This window comes from Paenibacillus sp. MAH-35 (assembly GCF_058135425.1).
The window spans coordinates 289,276-307,251 of record NZ_JBYUPU010000005.1; the positions used below are offsets into that span (position 1 = coordinate 289,276).

Here is a 17,976-nt window from a genome sequence, read left to right on the forward strand (position 1 = left end):
CATGCCGCTACAATAGAAGCACAGGAACGTTAATCCGATCATAACCGCGGAGGGATGACGATGTCAAAACAACAGCAAGCAATGACGATTACCGAACAGCAAAAACAGCAGTTTGGTCAAGAGGGGTATTTAATCGTCCGGGGATTGTTCAGCGCAACTGAAGTCGAGGAAATGAAAGCAACCTTCAGCGAACTCCATGCCAAAGGTACGATCCCGAATTGCTTCCGTGCCGTTCCGCCCGAGGAAGCCGGAGGGGATATGCTGAAAGTGTATCCGCGGATGATGCACCCGCACCGGATCAACGAAGTCGCCAAAAGCTACATGCTCGATCCCCGCGTGATGGATGTTCTCGCCGAATTGTTCGGGGAGGAGGCTTACGCCGCCCAGAGCATGTTTTATTTCAAGCCGCCGGGCGCCCGCGGGCAGGCGCTTCATCAGGATAATTTTTATTTGAAGGTCGAACCGGGCACCTGCATCGCCGCCTGGACGGCCGTCGACCCTTCCGACGAGGAGAACGGGGGCATCCAGCTCGTCCCGAAAACGAACGCGCTCGGAATCGAATGCCCGCACGAAGCCGATTCCGCCGTATCGTTTTCCAAAGAAGAGGTTACCGTGCCTGAAGGGCTGCAAGCCATACCGGCCCGGCTGCAAGCCGGGGACGTGTTGTTTTTTAACGGCAGCCTGATCCACGGCTCTTATCCGAACACGTCGAAGGACCGGTTCAGACGTTCGTTTATATGCCACTACACCGGCATCTCCACGACGAAAATCGGCAGATACTACAATCCGCTGTATACCCGGGACGGAGAAGCGCTGGATATGACCTGGAACGAAGAAAGCGGCCCTTGCGGATCGGAATTCCCGGAGGCTCAAGGACCTCATTGATCTTTCTATAAAAAACGCTCTGCCGGATTATCGCCTTGCGGCAAAGGGGCTGTCTCCACAGTCAATTTGCGATGAATTGTGCCCCGCTTAGTACTGTTTTTCCTCACGAAAAAGACCTCAGCCTCCACTTAACAGTGGAACTTGAGGTCTTTTTGAGGTCCTTTCCTTTGAAGAGGGGGGACCTCCCCATGCATGTGAACATGTTGAGGCAGCCCCTGACCTTTTTCGGGAATCGCGTCCGCTCCTCCTCAAAACACCTTCTGAGCGTCCCGCTCCTCCTTCAAAATCTCCACCGCCTCGCGGAAGCGGAGCGAATGAATGATTTCCCGTTCGCGCAAAAACTTCAAGCCGTCCTGCAAATCTACATCATCCGTTATATCGATCAGCCATTGGTACGTCGCCCGCGCCTTCTCTTCCGCCGCAATATCTTCGTAGAGATCAGCGATCGGATCACCCTTGGCCTGTATGTAGGCCGCCGTCCACGGAACGCCCGACGCATTCTGATAAAACAGCGCGTTGTCGTGGGCGACATAATGATCGCCGAGTCCGGCCGCCCTCATCATTTCCGGCGTAGCGTCCTTCGTCAGCTTGTAGACCATGGTGGCGATCATTTCGAGATGGGCAAACTCCTCCGTTCCAATATCAGTAAGTAATCCGATCACTTTATCAGGAATACTGTACCGCTGATTCAAATACCGGAGCGCCGCAGCCAGCTCGCCATCCGCCCCGCCATACTGCTCCAGCAGGAATTTCGCCATTTGCGGGTCACACTTGCTTACCCGGACGGGATACTGCAGCTTTTTCTCATAAATCCACATGCCTCGCCATCCTCCTCTACAAATGGCACCGAACCGTTCGGATACCGGCAAAGTGCCTGTTCGGCCCTATGTTTCACCGTCATACCTGCTCCCGTCGCGGCACGATTACGGCTCATGATACATGAACCGGGCATCAGCATCCGTCTTCCCCTCGCCCCACTAAACCTGCCAAGGCCAAGGCGTGTTTATCCAATCCCACGGATACCGGCTGAAGCTTAGGCCGTATTGAAGCAGCGGACCGTACTCGCTCTCGTATTCACAGGCAATTTGCCTGCGATGCACCGCCATCTGGTTGAATTGCTGAATCGCCTGCAAGTCGTTCGGATGCGTATCCAGGTACAGCGTCAATTCAATAAGCACGAAGTCGGCCTCCTGCAAGGTGCGAAGCAGCTCATAATAACGATCGTCCAGTTTCTTTTCCATCGCTTACCCTCTCCTGCCGTTATACGGACTGTAATAAGCGGGCCATAACGTACCGGCCCTGAGCGCTTCCTGCGGAGTAAACTGCGGAAGACCGGGCGGCTGTACCGGCATCGTGACGTTAGGCGGGATGACAAACCATTTCTTTAAGATCGGCGGGCACGGATCGCACGGCCCCACGAACGGGTAATAGACTCGCCACTGGGAATGCTGCGCCGGGGAATGCTGCGCCGGGGAATGCATGGGTTGCATGGGTTGCATGGGTTGCATGGGTTGCATGGGTTGCATGGGTTGCATGGGTTGCATGGGTTGCATGGGTTGCATGGGTTGCATCTGTTCCAAAGGAATCTGCCTCCTTCAAGGAGTAACGGGGTGTTAAACTTATATACCTTATGAGCAAAGCCCAGAAAACTTGTTAGTCCCATTAAAAAAACGGAGAAACACCCGGACTGTGCCCCCTAAGACGTTGCTTTAACGAACTCCGTAACTCCTATTGGATCAAAAAACGGCGATCTGAAGTTGTTAGGAACCCCAGAGTCGTTATTCCCTGTATACTTCTCTATTTCGGCTATGATTCGCTCCATAAGACTACTGAGGTTCGTTAGATCTATAATGCCAGCATTTCCCGCAAATAAGCTCAGCATGATTCGTTAGCCGAGGGGGCGGGGGTTACCAAGGTGGGCCGGGGAGGCCCAGGTAAGATCAGCGGACCAAGGCGGACTGAGGGGGCTAAGGTGAGCCAAGGGGAACGAGGGGGCCGGGGATGGCGGGGGCCGGGGGCGCTGAGGGTGGCGAGGGTGCTGAGGATGGCGGGGTACCGAGGGTGCTGAGATTGCCGAAGGTGGCCCGAGGGTACTAAAGGGGACCGAGGGGCCAGGGTTTTCGTGGGACTGAGGCTTTCTGAGGCTTTCTGAGGCTTTCTGAGGCTTTCTGAGACTTCCCGAAACTTCCGATGCCCGCCGAAGCATTACATCTACAAACACAAAAACCCCCGAGAGACCAAATGAGGTCTCCCGGGGGCGCATCCCTATTTCTAAAACACCTTATTTCTTCAAGCTGTCCCACGTCTTCTGGAACTCATCGAACATTTGTTCCTTCGTCATCCGCTTGGCGACATACGCCTGCATCGCATCCGCGAACTTCTTGCTCGAAGCTTCGCCGCTCGGGAATTTGAACCAGTTCCAGCTAAGCGTTTTTTCGTCTTTGACGTACTTCATAATGTCGGCGGCCAAAGGTCCGAGGGTTGCTTCGTCGGCTGTAATCGTTTTGAATGCCGGGATAAACTTGAACTCTTGAGTAATATACTTTTTGCCGACATCCGACGTAACCATCCAGTTCAAAAACTTTTTCGCTTCGTCCTTCACAGCCGAGTTTTTGTTAATGACCCAGTTGTTCGGCACGCCGACCGGCAGCTTGTCGTTAGCCGCCGCATCGTCGCTGATCGGCATCGGCAGGAAGCCGACCTTCAGGTTCGGGTTCGTCTTCGTCAGTTGCACTTGCGTCCAGTTGCCCTGCTGCGTCATTGCGGCTTTACCCGTTGCGAAGGTGGTCACCTGCGTGTTGTAGTCCGTTTGCAGCGGATTGGCGTTGCCGTATTTCAACTGGAGATCGAACAGCTTCACCCAGTTGTTAAACGTTTCGTTGCCGGTCATCTTCCCGGTGCCTTTGTTCAAGCTGTCGATAAAGCTGTTCGGGTTCGACTGATAAGCGAACGGCAGGTTGACGAAATGATTGCCGAGCACCCACCATTCCCCGTAGCCGTTAACGAACGGCGTAATGTTTTTGGCTTGCAGCTTTTTGGCCGCCTCCTCCAGCTGGGTGAGCGTCTTCGGCAGCTCGGTAATGCCCGCCTGGGCGAACAGCTCTTTGTTGTACAGGAAGCCGTAACCTTCCAGGTTAAGCGGTTGACCATACAGCTTGCCGTCTTTGGTCATCGGTTCTTTCGCCACTTCGACGACGTCCTTCACCCAAGGCTGGTCGGACAAGTCCTCCAGATGCTCCAGCCACAGATCGAGGTCGGTAAAGCCGCCGTTATTGAAAATATCCGGTTTGTCGCCGGAGCTGAACTTCGCTTTAAGCGCCGCCCCATAGTCCGCGCCGCCTCCGACGGTATCGATCTGGATTTTGACCCCGGGGTTTGCGCTTTCATACTCTTTAGCGAGCTTGGCGAGCTGCTCGGCAATCTCCACTTTAAACTGGAACATTTTTATCGTTACATTTTTTTTGCCGTCGCCCCCCGCTTCGCCTCCTGCAGAAGGCTGTTCCTTTTGGCCGCATCCGGCAACGACCACAGAAAGGAGCAAAGTGCCAATCAGTCCGAATGTAGCAAAACGTTTGTTCATCGTTCATTTCCTCCCTTTTCTGTATATGTTTGTTGACTTACCTTCATTGTAAAACTGTATGGCGAAGACCGACACCGACGCGAATGAACGAAAAGGGGGAAAAATGTGATTTGCCCTCCCCTGTCCGCCGCCGGTCGCCGCTTGCGTCTTACCCTTTTACGGAACCGGCCGTGATGCCCTCAATAATGTGACGCTGCATAGCAAGGAAAAAGATCACGATCGGCGTGACGCTGAGGACGAGACCGGCGAGCGCCAAGTCCCACTGCTTCGTATACTGCCCGAAGAACGAATACGTGGCAAGCGGAATCGTGCGCAGATCCGGACTGGACAGAATAAGCAGCGGCAGCAGGAAATCGTTCCAGATCCACAGGCTGTTGAGCAGCACGATCGTAACGGTCATCGGCTTCAGCAGCGGGAATACGATCCGCCAAAACACGCCGAACGGCGAGCAGCCGTCCACCACGGCCGATTCTTCGACCTCCAGCGGAATCGACTTGATAAAGCCGTGGTACAAAAATAGGTTAAGCGATACCCCAAACCCGAAATAACAAATGACGAGACCGAGACGATTATCCATCAGGTTCAGCCAATCCGCCACGCGTACAAGCGGGATCATCACCGACTGGAACGGAATGACCATCGCCGATACGAAGCCGAGCAGCAGCAGCTTGTTCAGCCTGCTTGGTACGCGCACCATCCGGTAAGCAGCCATCGAGCTGATCAATACCAGACCGATATTGCTCGCCACCGTGATGATCAGCGAATTCGTTAATACTTTCGGAAACTGCGTAATCTCCCATACGCGGGTGTAATTCTCGAAGTGGAGCGACTTCGGCAAGTTGGCCGAATTGACGAGCAAGTCGCCGAAGCTTTTGAACGAGTTGACGATAACGAAGTAGAAGGGAGCCAGAAACAGCAGCGCCAGTACAAGCGCCAGCAGCTCCAGCAGCAGCGTCCGGCCCGAATACGCTCTCGTTTGCATTACGCCTCCACCTCCCGTTTTTTCGTAAAGCTGACTTGCAGCAATGTGACAAGCGCTACCGCAGCGAAGAAAATAACCGATTTGGCCGACCCGAGCCCGAGCTGGTTGTTGCGGAACGCATCCTGGTAAATGTTCATCGCGATCGATTCCGTCGATCCGAACGGCCCGCCCTTGGTCAGCGACATGTTCAGATCGAACATTTTAAACGCCCACGAGATTGCGAGAAATAAACAGACCGTTACGGCAGGCATAATAAGCGGAACGGTAATATGACGCAGCATCTGCAGCCGGGTGGCGCCGTCGATCCGCGCCGCTTCGGTGACATCCTTCGGCACGTTGCTCAGGGCGGCAATGTAGATGATCATCAGGTACCCGGCGCTTTGCCAGACGCTGACGATAATCAGCCCCCAGAAGCCGGTAGCCGCATCGCCGAGCCATGGCAGTTGAAAAAATCCGATGCCGGTCATCTCGCCGATCGTAGCGAACCCTTTAACAAAAATGAACTGCCAGATGAATCCGAGCAGCAGTCCGCCGATCACGTTCGGCATGAAAAAGATCGTCCGCAGCACGTTCCGCATCTTTAATGCCTGAGTGAGCAGCAGCGCCAGCAAAAATCCCAAAACGTTCGTCAATACGACGCTGGCCACCGTGAATCTGACGGTAAAGCCGAAAGAGTGGAGAAACGAGTCGTCTTCGGTTAAGATGGTTGTATAATTCGCGATCCCGACCCATTTCATGTCTGAGCTGACGCCGTTCCATTCCGTAAAGGAATAATAGATGCTCATCAGAAACGGCAGCAGGACGATGACCGCAAACGCCAGCGTCGCCGGACCGACAAAGAAGGCTTGCAGCGACATATCGCGCAGCATTTTGTTCCGTCTCATCTTGGTCGACCTCCTTGTGGTTCTACTTCATTGTTCCCATACTTGTATCTTAAACCCGAACCGCCCCGTGCAAAATGGAAGTTCGTGACGCATTTGGTGGAACTTCATGACGTGTTGCTCATTCGGGAGACAAAAAGCGAGGTGTCGCCTTGTTTCGGACAAGCATCCGCAATAAATTAATCGCCATCCTGCTCGCGGCCGTCGTCGTCCCGCTCTCCACTTCGATTCTGATTACGTACGGCTATACGAAACAGACGGTAACCCAGGAGCGAATCGGCGTCACCTCGGCCCTGCTCGTGCAAGGCAAAGAAAATATCAAACACTATATGGACACCGTGCACCAGGCTACCCTGACGGTATACAACGACGAGAAGCTGAACAGCATCATCTTGTCCGGAGCGACGGACTATTTGAGCGACAAGGAAACGTACCGGGCGCTGATGCACATGACCAATGCGGCCAGCGACATGTATCAGGTGTACTTGTATCTGAACAAGGCGAAGCAGCCTTATCTGTTAATCAATTCGCTGTTTCAGCGCGTCCCCGTCGAGCCGAGCCCGGTCCGTCCCGACTTCTCCAAGTCCGAAGTCGTCATCGAACCGCCGCATCCCAGCCATCAGTACGGCTTCGCCGTCCCTACCTACGTCGAGCCGGCCGTCGTCCTGTCGATGCACCGAAGCATCCGCCGCGTACCGGGAACGGAGGAGGAACTGGCCACTTTATCGGTCGACATCAATATGAGAGGCCTGCGCACGATGCTCGAAAGCATGTACGACCGGACTCGCGAGCAGCTATACATCCTTGATTCGGCAGGCTCCATCCTGTACGGGCCCGACGAAGGGGCATGGGGGCAGCGTCCCGGCGACGGCTGGATCGCGCATCTGCTGGCACAGCCGGATGACTCGGGCAGTCTCGCTTGGAACGAGGGCGACTTCAAGGGCATCCAGGTGTATGACAAAATGACTACAAGCTATATGGATTGGACGATCGTCAAACGAATACCCGAGGACGTGCTCTATAAGCAGGCGCGCGACCTGACCCGGATCAATACGTTCGTTCTCGCCGCTTTCTCGGTTTTGTCGGTACTCGTTACGGTAGGAGCCGCCTTTATGTTCACCGCTCCGATCAAACGTCTGCTCGGTTATATCAGCGTCATCCAGAAGGGAAATATGAACGTCGATATCGATATGAAACGGAAGGACGAGTTCGGGATCTTGGCCGCCCGGTTGGGCTCGATGATGCAGCATATCAACAATCTGATCGTCAAGGAGTACCGGCTGGAGCTGGCCAACCGGACCAATCAGCTCAAGGCGCTGCAAGCGCAAATCCATCCGCATTTCCTGTACAATTCGCTGCAATCGATCGGAACGCTCGCCCTGCAGATGAATGCGCCGAACATCTACAAGCTGATCTCCTCGCTCGGCAAAATGATGCGGTACAGTATGAATACGACCGAAACCTCCGTGCCGCTCGCCAAAGAAATCGACCATATCCGGTCGTATGTGGAGCTGCAGAGCCATCGGTTCGACGGACAGGTTTCGCTTAAGCTGGAGCTTGATGACAAGACGATGGATATCCAAGTACCCAAGATGCTCATCCAGCCCGTCGTGGAAAATTATTTCAAGCACGGCTTCGAGCCGACGTCCGTAACAGAAGGGATCATTACCGTTCGAAGCCGCACCTCGGACGACGGCCGGCTGATCGTCTCGGTCGAAGACAACGGCAAAGGGGCTGAGACGGACCGGCTGAACGGAATAAGGCTACTGCTGCGCAGAGCCGGAATCGGCAGCGACGCCGATTCGGAGCAGGAGAACGGCGGCGGCATCGGGCTGCTGAACGTCTTGTCCCGGCTCAAGCTGCTGCACGGCGAAGAAGCGGCGATGGATATAGAAAATGTGAAGCCGCACGGCTTCAAAGTGACTCTGTCGATCCCGTACGACGGAAAGGAGGCAAACGATGAAAGTGCTGATCGTGGATGACGAGAAACATGTGCGGGACGCCATCAAGCTGCTCGTCGACTGGAACGATTACGGGATCGACACCGTGCTGGAGGCGTCCGACGGCGTAGCCGCCGCAGCGATCATCGAAGCCGAGAAGCCGCAGATCGTCTATACGGACATGATGATGCCGAATATGGACGGGATCTCGCTGCTCCGCTGGATTCAGGACAACGCTCCGGATTGCCGGACGATCGTGATCAGCGGCCACGACGATTTTGAGTTTATGCGGGGAGCGGTCAAATACGGCGGCATGGACTACTTGCTGAAGCCGATTGACGCGGAGCAGCTGCTGGAAATTACCGAGAAGGCGGTTCGCAGCTGGAACGAAGCGGAAAGAGCGCGGCTCAATTTGCAGCTCAGCTCGATCCGGATGAACTCGCTCCTGCCGGTGTATGCCGACAAACTATTTTCCAGCCTGATCGGGGAGACTACCTCCTATTACGCGGAGAAAGCCTGGTTCGAGCAGGAATATCCCGAGCTTCGCGAAGGCACACCTTGCCGAGTGGCTGCGATCGCGTTCGATACGCTGCACGGCAAGCTGCGGGACAAGTTCGCGGCGCAAACCGAGCTGCTGCAGTTCAGCCTGGCCAACATCGGCAACGAGCTGATGAACGAACAGCCGAGGCAAGGCTTCGCCTTCCGTTACTGGAGCAGCCGTCATCCGGTCGTTCTCGTTCACTGGGGATCTCCGGAACGCACGCCCCGCTTGCTGGAGTCGATTAACGACGGGATTTACCGGGCCTTCGGCGCACGCGTCGAATTCGGACTCGGCGGCAGCCTGCCTTTCCCTTCCGCTCTCAAGGAATCGTTCGCACAGGCGGAATCGGCGCTGCGGCATCGCAATTTGTTGAATCGTACAGGGTGGATTCATGCGTATGACCCGAAGGAGAAGCCTCGTCCAGCCGAGATTCATTTCAGCGACTTCGAGGACCTGATGAGAGTCGCCATACGCAGCGCAAGTCAGGAGAAGATCAGGGAAGCGGTTCAAGCGTGGATTACGGAAGTCTCCAGCCGAAGCGTCGTCACCTTGGACCATCTGGAGCTGTGGCGTCACGAATTCCATGTCCTGAAGTCACGCTGGGTCAAGGAGCTGTTCCCCGCCGACGATACGGACACCCGCTTCCCGGTCGAATCAGCCGAACTGCCTGTCCCTTTGAACGAACAAGGGCTGTTGTCGCTGGAGAAGTGGGGCGGTGAACTTGCCGCGAGCCTGATCCGCTTGTCGGAATTTCTCCGTCATGCGGCGCACCAGGAAAACAATCTGGTGTACGAGATCGCCCGTTATGTGCAGCAGCGGATCGATCGGGACATCAGCGTACAGGACATCGCCTCGCACTTTTATTTAAGCCGCGAATATGTGTCGCGCCGATTTAAGCAGGAGTTCGGAGAAACGATCAGCGACTACATTTTGCGCCATCGGATGGAGCAAGCGAAGACGCTGCTTCTGCATCCGGATCTGAAGATCGTGCAAATCGCCCGGATGACCGGTTACGAGGACGAGAAATATTTCAGCAAAGTGTTCAAAAAGGCGTTTGGAGTGACGCCGGTGGAATACCGGAAAAAGCAAAGCGGGGAAGCCTAGAAGACGAGGGAAATAGGTTCCGAACGGGGCTTGACGCTTTCCCGCGCCAAAAAAGCGGAACGAACAAATAGCCGGGAAGACAGCCGCCCTGCCAACGCGACCAGTTCCTCCCGGCATTCCTTTATATGGCCGTAACGTCCGGCAGCAACCGCTTGCTTATCTTGCACACCATCGAATAGGCGGGATTATAAACGTTGGCCACGTCGTATTTCACCGCTTGGCCGAGCAGTTGACTCGCTTCCTGCATCGTCATCCCGTATCCGTCCGTCAGCCAGCGGAGCATCTCCGTCGTAGCATGCTGCAGCGCCTGGTCAAGCGGCCTAGCGTTGCCGACCGTGAAGATGCAGTCGGGCGTCTCGCCCCGCGGCCAGCGCGTCCTCCCGCCTTTTAGAACCCGGACCTGGAACTTCACCGCCATCGAGATTTCCAGACCCGTCCCCGCAATCTCCCCGTCCCCCTGCAGCGCATGCCCGTCACCGAGATGAAGCAGCGCCCCTTCAGCGAATACAGGAAAGTAGGCGGTTACGCCGGCAACGAACCCTCTGTAATCCATATTGCCCCCGTGCTCTCCGGACGTAGAGGTGGAGATCGCTTGCCCCCGCGCAGGCGCGACGCCGAAGCAGCCGAGAAACGGACGCAGCGGCAGCCGCCGGCCGGCCCAATATCCCGCAGCCGCGTCCTCCAGCTCCGCAAATCCTTCTGCAGCATTCACGTTCCAGCGTCGAATTCCGGCCTTCGGCAGACTCGCCGCGAAGTCGGCCTCCACCACGTTTGGCGACAGTACGTCGGACGCCCAAGCCCATCCCCGGTCCGGCACGATGCTGTCGAACCGTACCGCGAGCGTATCCCCCGGCTCGGCACCCGCAATATGAATCGGACCGGTCATCGGATTGCCGCCAGCCGTTACTTCTTGGCCGTCCTTGTCCCATCCCCGGCAGTCGACCGTTGTCGTCTCCACCGTATCTCCGCTGTTCACGTACAACGAGGGTGCGTGAGAGCCGATCGTAGTCCAGTATACTTCCGGCACAAATCGGTGATTGGTCAACGTGCATCCCGTCCTTTTCACGTTTCATGGACTTTCCGCTACTAATCAGCTTATTCACTTCGTTATCGGGTACATGCGCTTCCCTTACACTATATCATGATTACCGGCCGTCTTCCCTACTTTAGCTGCATACAAAAAACCACGATCCCGGAGCGCTCAGCGGCTCATCAGGATTGTGGCGATTGGTTCAAACATCAGCGTCACCGGGCCGGCTTATTCATTAAAAATAGACGAGTGCAATTAGAGCAGCCAGTACGAAACGGTAGATTGCAAAAGGAACCAGCTTGATCCGCTGGATCAATTTCAGGAAAAACCGGATGGAGATCAGGGCAAAAATAAACGCGCTCACAAAACCGACTGCAAAAAACGGCAAAGCTTCTGCAGTAAACGAATCCCAATGCTTGTACAGCGAGATGACGCTCGCCCCCATCATGATCGGTACCGCCATAATAAACGTGAAGTCGGAAGCGGCGCGGTGACTGAGACCGAGCAGAACGCCCCCGGATATCGTCGAGCCGGAACGGGAAAACCCGGGCCACATGCCGAGACACTGGAACAGGCCGATGCCGAACGCCTGCTTGTACGTTACTTTATCGACCGTGTCCGCTTTGGGCACGCGCGGGCGGAAGCGGTCGGCGACGATCATCAGCACCCCGCCGACGACGAGGCCGATCAGTACCGTTTCGATGGAGAACAAGTATTCGTCGATATAATCTTCGAACAACACGCCGATGACTCCGGCCGGGATCAGGCCGACGATGACTTGCGCCAGCTTCAGTCTCGGTCCGCCTTTCGCCGCGCCGCCGCTCTTCCTGCGCAAGCCGAACATGTCGAGAAAGCGATCCTTGAACACGATCACCACGGCGAGAATCGAGCCAAGCTGGATGACGACCTTAAACGAGTTGGCCACCGAAGCCGGGAACAGCTCCTTCGAATGCAGAAGCAGGTCGTCCACCAGAATCATATGTCCCGTTGACGATACGGGCGCAAACTCGGTCAACCCTTCCACAATCCCTAATACTAACGCTACAAAAAAGTCCCAGAAGCTCAAACTGACTCTCACCTCTCCTAAAGTTTCCAGCGCGCGCTATTTCGCGAAAAGAGCCGCCTGTGGCGGCCCGTCATGCTTCCCCGTTCACTCCAGCTTGATATTAAACTTGATCAAGCCGACCTTGCGCATTTCTTTATAAATCATAATGACGATCGGTCCCAGGAACAGCCCGACAACCCCAACCAGCTTGAAGCCGATGTACAAGCCGACAAGCGTAGGCAGCGCGCCGATGCCGATCGAATCGCCGAGTATTTTCGGTTCCGCGATGCGCCGGAAAATCGTGATGACGAGGAACAACGCAACCAAACCGATCGCCAGCGGCATATTGCCCTTAATGAGCACATAAACCGCCCATGGCACGAGGACCGAGCCCGTTCCGAGAATCGGCAGCACGTCGACGATAATGATCAGAAGCGCAATCGCAAGCGGATACTCCACCCGGAGAATGAGTAGCCCGAGCAGCGAGACGAGATACGTCAGTGCGCTCAAAATTATTTGCGCCTTCAGGAAGCCGAATATGGAGCTGCGCAAATTGCCCATCACTTCTTCTACCTTGCCGCGGGACTTTAACTCGAACAGCCCGAGAAACTGCGTCTTTAATATTGGCAAGCTATAGTTGACCAAATACAAAGCGACCATAAACACGATAAACGCGACGAACAGGTTCGGAACCGCTTTGGCCGCCCCGAGAAAATACGAGGATATGCTTTTGATCATACCCGCGATCGTCGAAGTAATCGTCGCTACGCTATTAGCCAGTGTGGTCTGCACCTGTACGGCGACATCGGCCGGCAGCGAGTTGTAGAACAGCTCGGTCCTCTCGGTCGCATCCTTGAACACTTTGTTGAACTCGTCCAAAAATACCGGAACTTTGGTCCACAGCTCGACGAGCTGAGAGACGACGCCCGCTCCGATCAGATAAGCGAGACCGAACAGCAGCAGCGTAAACAACGTACAGACGATCGTAGCCGACGTTACCCGGTTCATCCGGAATACTCTCATCATCGCGCGGATCGGCGCATCCAGAAACATCGCGATAACGATGGCCGCAAGAAACGGCATGCCGATCGTAAACAATCCGTATAACATTACGGCGCCGGCAAGTATGGCGACGACCGCTTTGATGGACACTAGGCACCGCTCCCCTTAATCGACGTATAGATTTGCAGTAGGTTCGGCGGTTGGATCTCGCGTAATATGTACCCGGACCACTCGCAGTCGGTCTACTTCCGCCACCTCAAACGTATAGCCGTCGTGTTCCACGCTATTGCCTTTAACGGGAACTCCTTCGAGCTGCTTGAACAGCCAGCCTCCGACGGAATCGACCTCGGCATCCTCGATCGCGGTATTCAGCATGGCGTTAATATCCTCGAGCAGCATCCGCCCGTCGACCGACGTTATTTGGCCGTTCACTTCCACGCTCGACCGGCCTTCGTCGAATTCGTCCATCAACTCGCCGACGATCTCCTCCAGAATATCCCCGATCGTCACAAGCCCGGCCGTTCCCCCGTACTCGTCGATCACCACTGCAATCTGTGAACGCTGCTTCTGCATCAGACGAAGCACGTGGCTGACTTCCATCGACTCCGGGACGGTCAGGATCGGACGCAGAAGCGTCCTCAGATCATGGTCCTCATCGGGATCGGCTGTCAGCAGATCGGTAATATGGACGAATCCGACGATCCGGTCTTTGTCGCCGCTGGCGACCGGATAACGGGTATGCTTGGAGGCGTAAGCGGTCTTCACGCTTTCGTTAAACGGCTGTTCGAGATACAAACAGTCCATATCGGTCCGGGGAACCATCACTTCGCGCGCCAGCCGCTCGGAAAATTCGAATATATTGTCAAACAGCGCCATCTCGTCTTGGTCGATATGTCCGCTTTTCGCGCTTTGATTCATCAGAATCCGGATTTCTTCCTCCGTATGCGCCGCCTCCCGCTCCGAAGCGGGCTGAACGCCGAACAGCTTCAGCAGCTTGTTGGCCGCTCCGTTCAGCACCCAGATTGCAGGCATGAACAGCTTGTAAAACAGCATAAGCGGAGCGGATAGCCACATCGAGGTGCCTTCCGACTTCTGAATGGCCAGCGATTTGGGAGCCAGCTCCCCCAGCACGATATGCAAAAACGTAATGACCGAAAAGGCGATGGCAAACGATACCGTATGGCTCCACACCGCGTTGCCCGCACCCAAGGCGGCCAGCAGCGGCTCGACGAGCAGCCGGGATACCGCCGGTTCGCCGACCCAGCCGAGTCCAAGCGACGCCAGTGTAATGCCGAGCTGTGTGGCCGATAAATAGGCGTCCAGCTTTTTGGTTACCGCCAGCGCATATTTGGCTTTGCCGTTTCCTTCGTTCACAAGCTGCGTGAGCCGGGACTGCCGAACTTTAACCAGGGCAAACTCGGCCGCTACGAAAAAACCGTTTAAAAAGACGAGAACCAGGACGAGCACCATGTACAAAAGCAGTTCGTTCCAATGAAATTCCGTTTCCATTGTATACTCTCCGAGGTTGCTCCGGAGATTCCTCCCTTTTGCGGCTCAGCTGTCTGTCCGTATAGTTAGACGTTAATGGACGCTTTCAGGTTACAGCTTTTTAACTACTTAACCGAATCAATCCTGCCTCAAACGATCGCCCGGCGCTTCATAAAGTCGACATCGCGGTAATAAGCGTCCGCCACGAGCAAATTCGGACCGCAGCAGGCAGCCGCATCGCAGTGGCAGTTGACCATCCGGCTAAGCGGATGCTCCAGCCATTTATCGAAAATACCGTCGAGCGAATCGGTCGCTACGTTGCCGAGCGAAGACAGATCCGCGAAGTCGGTTACGAAAACGTCCCCGGTAAACATGTTCACGTTCAGCCGGTTGCGTCCGTCCGGGTCGTTGCGCACGGTTACTTTTGGCTCGCTGCGCATTCTGCGGACAAGCTCGAGATCGGCTTCTTCGCCGCCGCATGCGAAAAACGGCAGCGTCCCGAACAGCATCCACATGTCCGGATCGCGCCTGTCCAGCAGCTGGTGAATCGAAGCGCGGATCTGCTCCAGCGACAGCTTCGGCAAGTTCGCCGCGAACGCGCTCGGATACATCGGATGCACTTCATGACGCACACAGCCCATCTCCCCGATCAGCCGGTGAATGTCTGCTATCTTCTCATGCGTCCGGAAGTTAATCATCGACTCCGCGGATACGAACATACCGCCTCTGCTAAGCGCCCTGGCGTTGTCGATCATCCGCTCATACATTTTGACGGCGGTGTCACGGCCGACCGGATGACCGGCATGCACGAAGCCGACGCGATGAAAATCGTCCGCATCGGTGTAGTTGAAGGAAATGTGCATGACGTCGAGATAAGGCGCCATCCTCTCATATCTGGACAGGTCGAGCGTTACATTCGAGTTGATCTGCGTCCGCACGCCGCGTTCTCTTGCGTATTTCAGCAGCGGAACGATATAATCCTTGACCGTCTTCTCCAAGTAAGAAGGCTCGCCTCCGGTAATGCTGATCGTCTCGAGATGCTCCACTTCATCAAGTCTGCGGATCAGATCGGCAATCGGAATACGGGCTCCTTCGGTCATCGTCAAAGCATCCCCGACTGCACAATGCTCGCAGCGCATATTACATAAATTGGTAACTGTAAATTCAACACTTGTCAGCACATGACGTCCATGCTGCCGCAGCGACCGGATCGGATCCCAAGGATCGTACTCCGGCGTAATCGGCTTCAAGAGCGCCGCCTGTTCGTAATCGTTCATCTTGCCTTTCCCCACCTGACTGTTCCTTATCCTTCCCATTTTACCCGAAAGCGTGAAAAAAAGAAAACCCCGGGCTACGATCGGCCCATGGGCAGCAATTCGTAACGGGATCTTATGTAAATTTGATAGGCTCCGCCACCTGGACGTTGCCGATGCCTGTCACAATAACGGACAAATGGGTGGAAAGATCGATTTCATAAGGCTCTTTCAACGTTTGACCTTCTTGGTCTTCCAGGATGCGGACAATCGGACGCTGAGCGAATTGGCTGTTGACGTCCACCACGACCCCCGTCTCGCCCGTATTTAAAGTAACGGTAGCCCCAAGCGGGTAAATCGCCACCCGATCGCGGAAATGCTCCACCTTGCTTTTCTCGTAGAGCGAATCGGCGCCCGTATACAGCACTTCCATCGCCTGATGCGGCAGCATCGCCGCTCTGTACACCCGGTTCGTCGTCATGGCGTCATAGGAGTCCACCAGCCCGATCCACTTGGCGAAATCGTGGATTTCTTCCCCTCTGATTCCTCTTGGATATCCGCTGCCGTCCAGCCGCTCATGATGCTGCAAGGCGCAATGTGCCGATAACAGCGGAATGTTCGGTTCGTCCTTCAGCAGCCGGTACCCGTATTCCGTATGACGCTTCATCGTTTCGAACTCGGAGTCCAGCAGCTTCCCGGGTTTCTTCAAAATATCCGTCGGAAGCTTGGTCTTCCCGATATCGTGCAGCAGCGCTCCCAGACCGAGCATCGTCAGATCGTTTTTGGAATATCCGTCCGCCAGACCAAGCATCGTCGCGTAAATGCATACGTTCAGCGAATGCTGGTACAAATACATGTCCGTGATGCTAATGTCGGTCAGCATAATCATCGCGCCCGGATTTTGACTGAGATCGTCGATGATCATCCTCAAGGCTTCCATAAACGATTTGCCCATATAAGGCTGGTACGCGGCACGGCGCGGCAGTGAATCCAACATCACACGCTTAAAATTCGTGCGGATGACACCCATCGCCATCCGTCTCGTTTCCACCGTAATCGCGTCTCTGATGACAACATCGTCTGTCCGTTCGTCTTCAATATACAGATGGGGGATTCCGTACAAGGCGAGACGTTCGACCATCCTTTGAGTCAGCTCCACATGTTCGGCCAGAAGCACGAGACCTTCCTCGTTGAACACTTTTTTTGCAAGCCGCATGCCCGGACGGCACCACTCGATCGGTACAAGCCTCATTTGTTTCCCCACGTCTCTTCATCGTTTTCTCGTTGTATCCTTTATTAATGTATCGAATTGTTGTAAAAAGAGCAACAAGAAACCTCACAGTTCGACAAAATTTCAAGGACTTTAGAACTAGGAAATTGGCATCATTTTTAACGATTCTTTCCTTTTTTCAACCGGGAAAGCCGATCGTATACATATATATCAGTACAATTGCAGCGAGCGCAAACCGGTAATAAGAGAAATAAGTCAGCTTCAGCTTGCCTACAAGCTTAATGAACGTAACGACGGCCAGAAGCGCAACGACAAACGCTATGACGAAGCCGACCGCCAAAAAGCCGATATCCCCCGCGGTCATCGTACCGGCATTTTTCAACAGCTCGTATCCGGTTGCCGCGCACATGACAGGGATGGCGATCAGAAACGTAAAGTCCGCGGCCGCCGCCCTGCTCGCCCCTGCCAGCATCCCTCCCGCAATCGTCGCTCCCGAACGGGAAAATCCGGGCCATAACGATAAACATTGGGCCATCCCGATAAAAAACGACTGACGGTACGTCAACTGGTCCATATCCCCCGCGGTTATGGCGGGCTGCTGCTTTTCCCCAATCATCATAAAAATCCCACCGGCGATTAGACCGATCACCACCGTCTCCGGCATGAACAACAGCTTGATGTAGTCGCGGAATACGAAAGCGAGCCCGAGCGCGGGCACGATCGCCAGCCCTATATGCAGCAGGTTGAGCCGTCTCGCTGAACCCGAACCTGCAGCCGGAGCCGGAGCTTGCGGATCGCGCCAGCCGAACAGCCGAAGCACCCGCCTCCAGTAAATGATCGCCACAGCGAGAATCGCGCCGAGCTGGATGACGACCTCGAACGTCTCCGCTTTATCCCCGGTAAACTCCAGCATATTGCCAACCAGAATCATATGCCCCGTCGAAGATACCGGCAAAAACTCGGTCAGCCCTTCCACTACCCCGATAATAAACGCCACCCACAAACTGAACATGC

The 17,976-nt window shown here is 55.1% G+C and carries 16 protein-coding genes; 3 read left to right on the plus strand and 13 right to left on the minus strand.

The window, feature by feature from the left end; all coding sequences use genetic code 11:
- Positions 1–60 precede the first annotated feature (60 nt).
- Positions 61–885: a phytanoyl-CoA dioxygenase family protein gene (locus AC3Y2E_RS07790; RefSeq protein ID WP_379208842.1), complete on the plus strand. Its 825-nt coding sequence runs from the start codon at positions 61–63 to the stop codon at positions 883–885.
- 248 nt (positions 886–1,133) lie between these two features.
- Here the strand turns inward: AC3Y2E_RS07790 and AC3Y2E_RS07795 are convergent, their stop codons facing one another.
- The 6 genes from AC3Y2E_RS07795 to AC3Y2E_RS07820 form a co-directional block, all read right to left on the minus strand.
- Positions 1,134–1,703 (minus strand): manganese catalase family protein, encoded by a 570-nt coding sequence (locus tag AC3Y2E_RS07795; protein ID WP_190931827.1) that lies wholly within the window; start codon positions 1,701–1,703, stop codon positions 1,134–1,136.
- Between the two features lie 159 nt (positions 1,704–1,862).
- The gene (locus tag AC3Y2E_RS07800; protein ID WP_190931826.1) at positions 1,863–2,126 is read right to left on the minus strand and encodes a spore coat protein CotJB; all 264 of its coding nucleotides are present in this window, start codon (positions 2,124–2,126) and stop codon (positions 1,863–1,865) included.
- A gap of 3 nt (positions 2,127–2,129) precedes the next feature.
- A complete protein-coding gene (locus tag AC3Y2E_RS07805) occupies positions 2,130–2,366 on the minus strand; it encodes a spore coat associated protein CotJA (protein WP_379208939.1) in 237 nt (78 codons plus the stop codon).
- A gap of 800 nt (positions 2,367–3,166) precedes the next feature.
- Positions 3,167–4,465 (minus strand): ABC transporter substrate-binding protein, encoded by a 1,299-nt coding sequence (locus AC3Y2E_RS07810; RefSeq protein ID WP_379208845.1) that lies wholly within the window; start codon positions 4,463–4,465, stop codon positions 3,167–3,169.
- 148 nt (positions 4,466–4,613) lie between these two features.
- Positions 4,614–5,447 carry a carbohydrate ABC transporter permease gene (locus AC3Y2E_RS07815; RefSeq protein WP_379208847.1) on the minus strand — a complete coding sequence of 278 codons (834 nt, stop codon included), beginning with the start codon at positions 5,445–5,447 and terminating at the stop codon, positions 4,614–4,616.
- Positions 5,447–6,331 (minus strand): carbohydrate ABC transporter permease, encoded by an 885-nt coding sequence (locus AC3Y2E_RS07820; protein ID WP_379208850.1) that lies wholly within the window; start codon positions 6,329–6,331, stop codon positions 5,447–5,449. The genes AC3Y2E_RS07815 and AC3Y2E_RS07820 overlap by 1 nt, the downstream gene beginning before the upstream one ends.
- A 149-nt stretch (positions 6,332–6,480) precedes the next feature.
- Between AC3Y2E_RS07820 and AC3Y2E_RS07825 the strand changes: the two genes are divergently transcribed.
- Together AC3Y2E_RS07825 and AC3Y2E_RS07830 are read left to right on the plus strand one after the other, a co-directional pair.
- Entirely contained in the window at positions 6,481–8,310 is a 1,830-nt protein-coding gene (locus tag AC3Y2E_RS07825) for a cache domain-containing sensor histidine kinase (RefSeq protein WP_379208852.1), read from the plus strand.
- A complete protein-coding gene (locus AC3Y2E_RS07830; RefSeq protein WP_379208854.1) occupies positions 8,288–9,913 on the plus strand; it encodes a response regulator in 1,626 nt (541 codons plus the stop codon). The genes AC3Y2E_RS07825 and AC3Y2E_RS07830 overlap by 23 nt, the downstream gene beginning before the upstream one ends.
- Before the next feature lie 121 nt (positions 9,914–10,034).
- On the opposite strand, the gene AC3Y2E_RS07835 is transcribed toward AC3Y2E_RS07830, so the two are convergent.
- The 7 genes from AC3Y2E_RS07835 to AC3Y2E_RS07865 all read right to left on the minus strand — a co-directional run bounded on the left by AC3Y2E_RS07835 (position 10,035) and on the right by AC3Y2E_RS07865 (position 17,974).
- Complete coding sequence (locus AC3Y2E_RS07835) at positions 10,035–10,958, minus strand: acetamidase/formamidase family protein (protein ID WP_379208856.1); 924 nt, start codon at positions 10,956–10,958, stop codon at positions 10,035–10,037.
- Positions 10,959–11,178: 220 nt separating this feature from the next.
- Positions 11,179–12,009 carry an undecaprenyl-diphosphate phosphatase gene (locus AC3Y2E_RS07840; protein ID WP_379208941.1) on the minus strand — a complete coding sequence of 277 codons (831 nt, stop codon included), beginning with the start codon at positions 12,007–12,009 and terminating at the stop codon, positions 11,179–11,181.
- An 84-nt stretch (positions 12,010–12,093) separates the two neighbouring features.
- Positions 12,094–13,140 (minus strand): sporulation integral membrane protein YtvI, encoded by a 1,047-nt coding sequence (ytvI, locus tag AC3Y2E_RS07845; protein ID WP_379208858.1) that lies wholly within the window; start codon positions 13,138–13,140, stop codon positions 12,094–12,096.
- Between the two features lie 15 nt (positions 13,141–13,155).
- Complete coding sequence (locus tag AC3Y2E_RS07850; RefSeq protein WP_379208860.1) at positions 13,156–14,499, minus strand: hemolysin family protein; 1,344 nt, start codon at positions 14,497–14,499, stop codon at positions 13,156–13,158.
- Between the two features lie 128 nt (positions 14,500–14,627).
- Positions 14,628–15,755 (minus strand): radical SAM/CxCxxxxC motif protein YfkAB, encoded by a 1,128-nt coding sequence (yfkAB, locus tag AC3Y2E_RS07855; protein WP_379208862.1) that lies wholly within the window; start codon positions 15,753–15,755, stop codon positions 14,628–14,630.
- A 112-nt stretch (positions 15,756–15,867) separates the two neighbouring features.
- Positions 15,868–16,995, minus strand: coding sequence for an HD-GYP domain-containing protein (locus AC3Y2E_RS07860; protein WP_379208864.1), 1,128 nt, complete (start codon positions 16,993–16,995; stop codon positions 15,868–15,870).
- Between the two features lie 145 nt (positions 16,996–17,140).
- Positions 17,141–17,974, minus strand: coding sequence for an undecaprenyl-diphosphate phosphatase (locus AC3Y2E_RS07865; protein ID WP_379208866.1), 834 nt, complete (start codon positions 17,972–17,974; stop codon positions 17,141–17,143).
- Positions 17,975–17,976 lie beyond the last annotated feature (2 nt).

Bases quoted from the DNA above. Each gene is read 5' to 3' on its own strand.
- AC3Y2E_RS07790 (WP_379208842.1), top strand. From the start codon at position 61: ATGTCAAAACAACAGCAAGCAATGACGATTACCGAACAGCAAAAACAG.
- AC3Y2E_RS07795 (WP_190931827.1), bottom strand. From the start codon at position 1,703: ATGTGGATTTATGAGAAAAAGCTGCAGTATCCCGTCCGGGTAAGCAAG.
- AC3Y2E_RS07800 (WP_190931826.1), bottom strand. From the start codon at position 2,126: ATGGAAAAGAAACTGGACGATCGTTATTATGAGCTGCTTCGCACCTTG.
- AC3Y2E_RS07805 (WP_379208939.1), bottom strand. From the start codon at position 2,366: ATGCATTCCCCGGCGCAGCATTCCCCGGCGCAGCATTCCCAGTGGCGA.
- AC3Y2E_RS07810 (WP_379208845.1), bottom strand. From the start codon at position 4,465: ATGAACAAACGTTTTGCTACATTCGGACTGATTGGCACTTTGCTCCTT.
- AC3Y2E_RS07815 (WP_379208847.1), bottom strand. From the start codon at position 5,447: ATGCAAACGAGAGCGTATTCGGGCCGGACGCTGCTGCTGGAGCTGCTG.
- AC3Y2E_RS07820 (WP_379208850.1), bottom strand. From the start codon at position 6,331: ATGAGACGGAACAAAATGCTGCGCGATATGTCGCTGCAAGCCTTCTTT.
- AC3Y2E_RS07830 (WP_379208854.1), top strand. From the start codon at position 8,288: ATGAAAGTGCTGATCGTGGATGACGAGAAACATGTGCGGGACGCCATC.
- AC3Y2E_RS07850 (WP_379208860.1), bottom strand. From the start codon at position 14,499: ATGGAAACGGAATTTCATTGGAACGAACTGCTTTTGTACATGGTGCTC.
- yfkAB (WP_379208862.1), bottom strand. From the start codon at position 15,755: ATGAACGATTACGAACAGGCGGCGCTCTTGAAGCCGATTACGCCGGAG.
- AC3Y2E_RS07865 (WP_379208866.1), bottom strand. From the start codon at position 17,974: ATGTTCAGTTTGTGGGTGGCGTTTATTATCGGGGTAGTGGAAGGGCTG.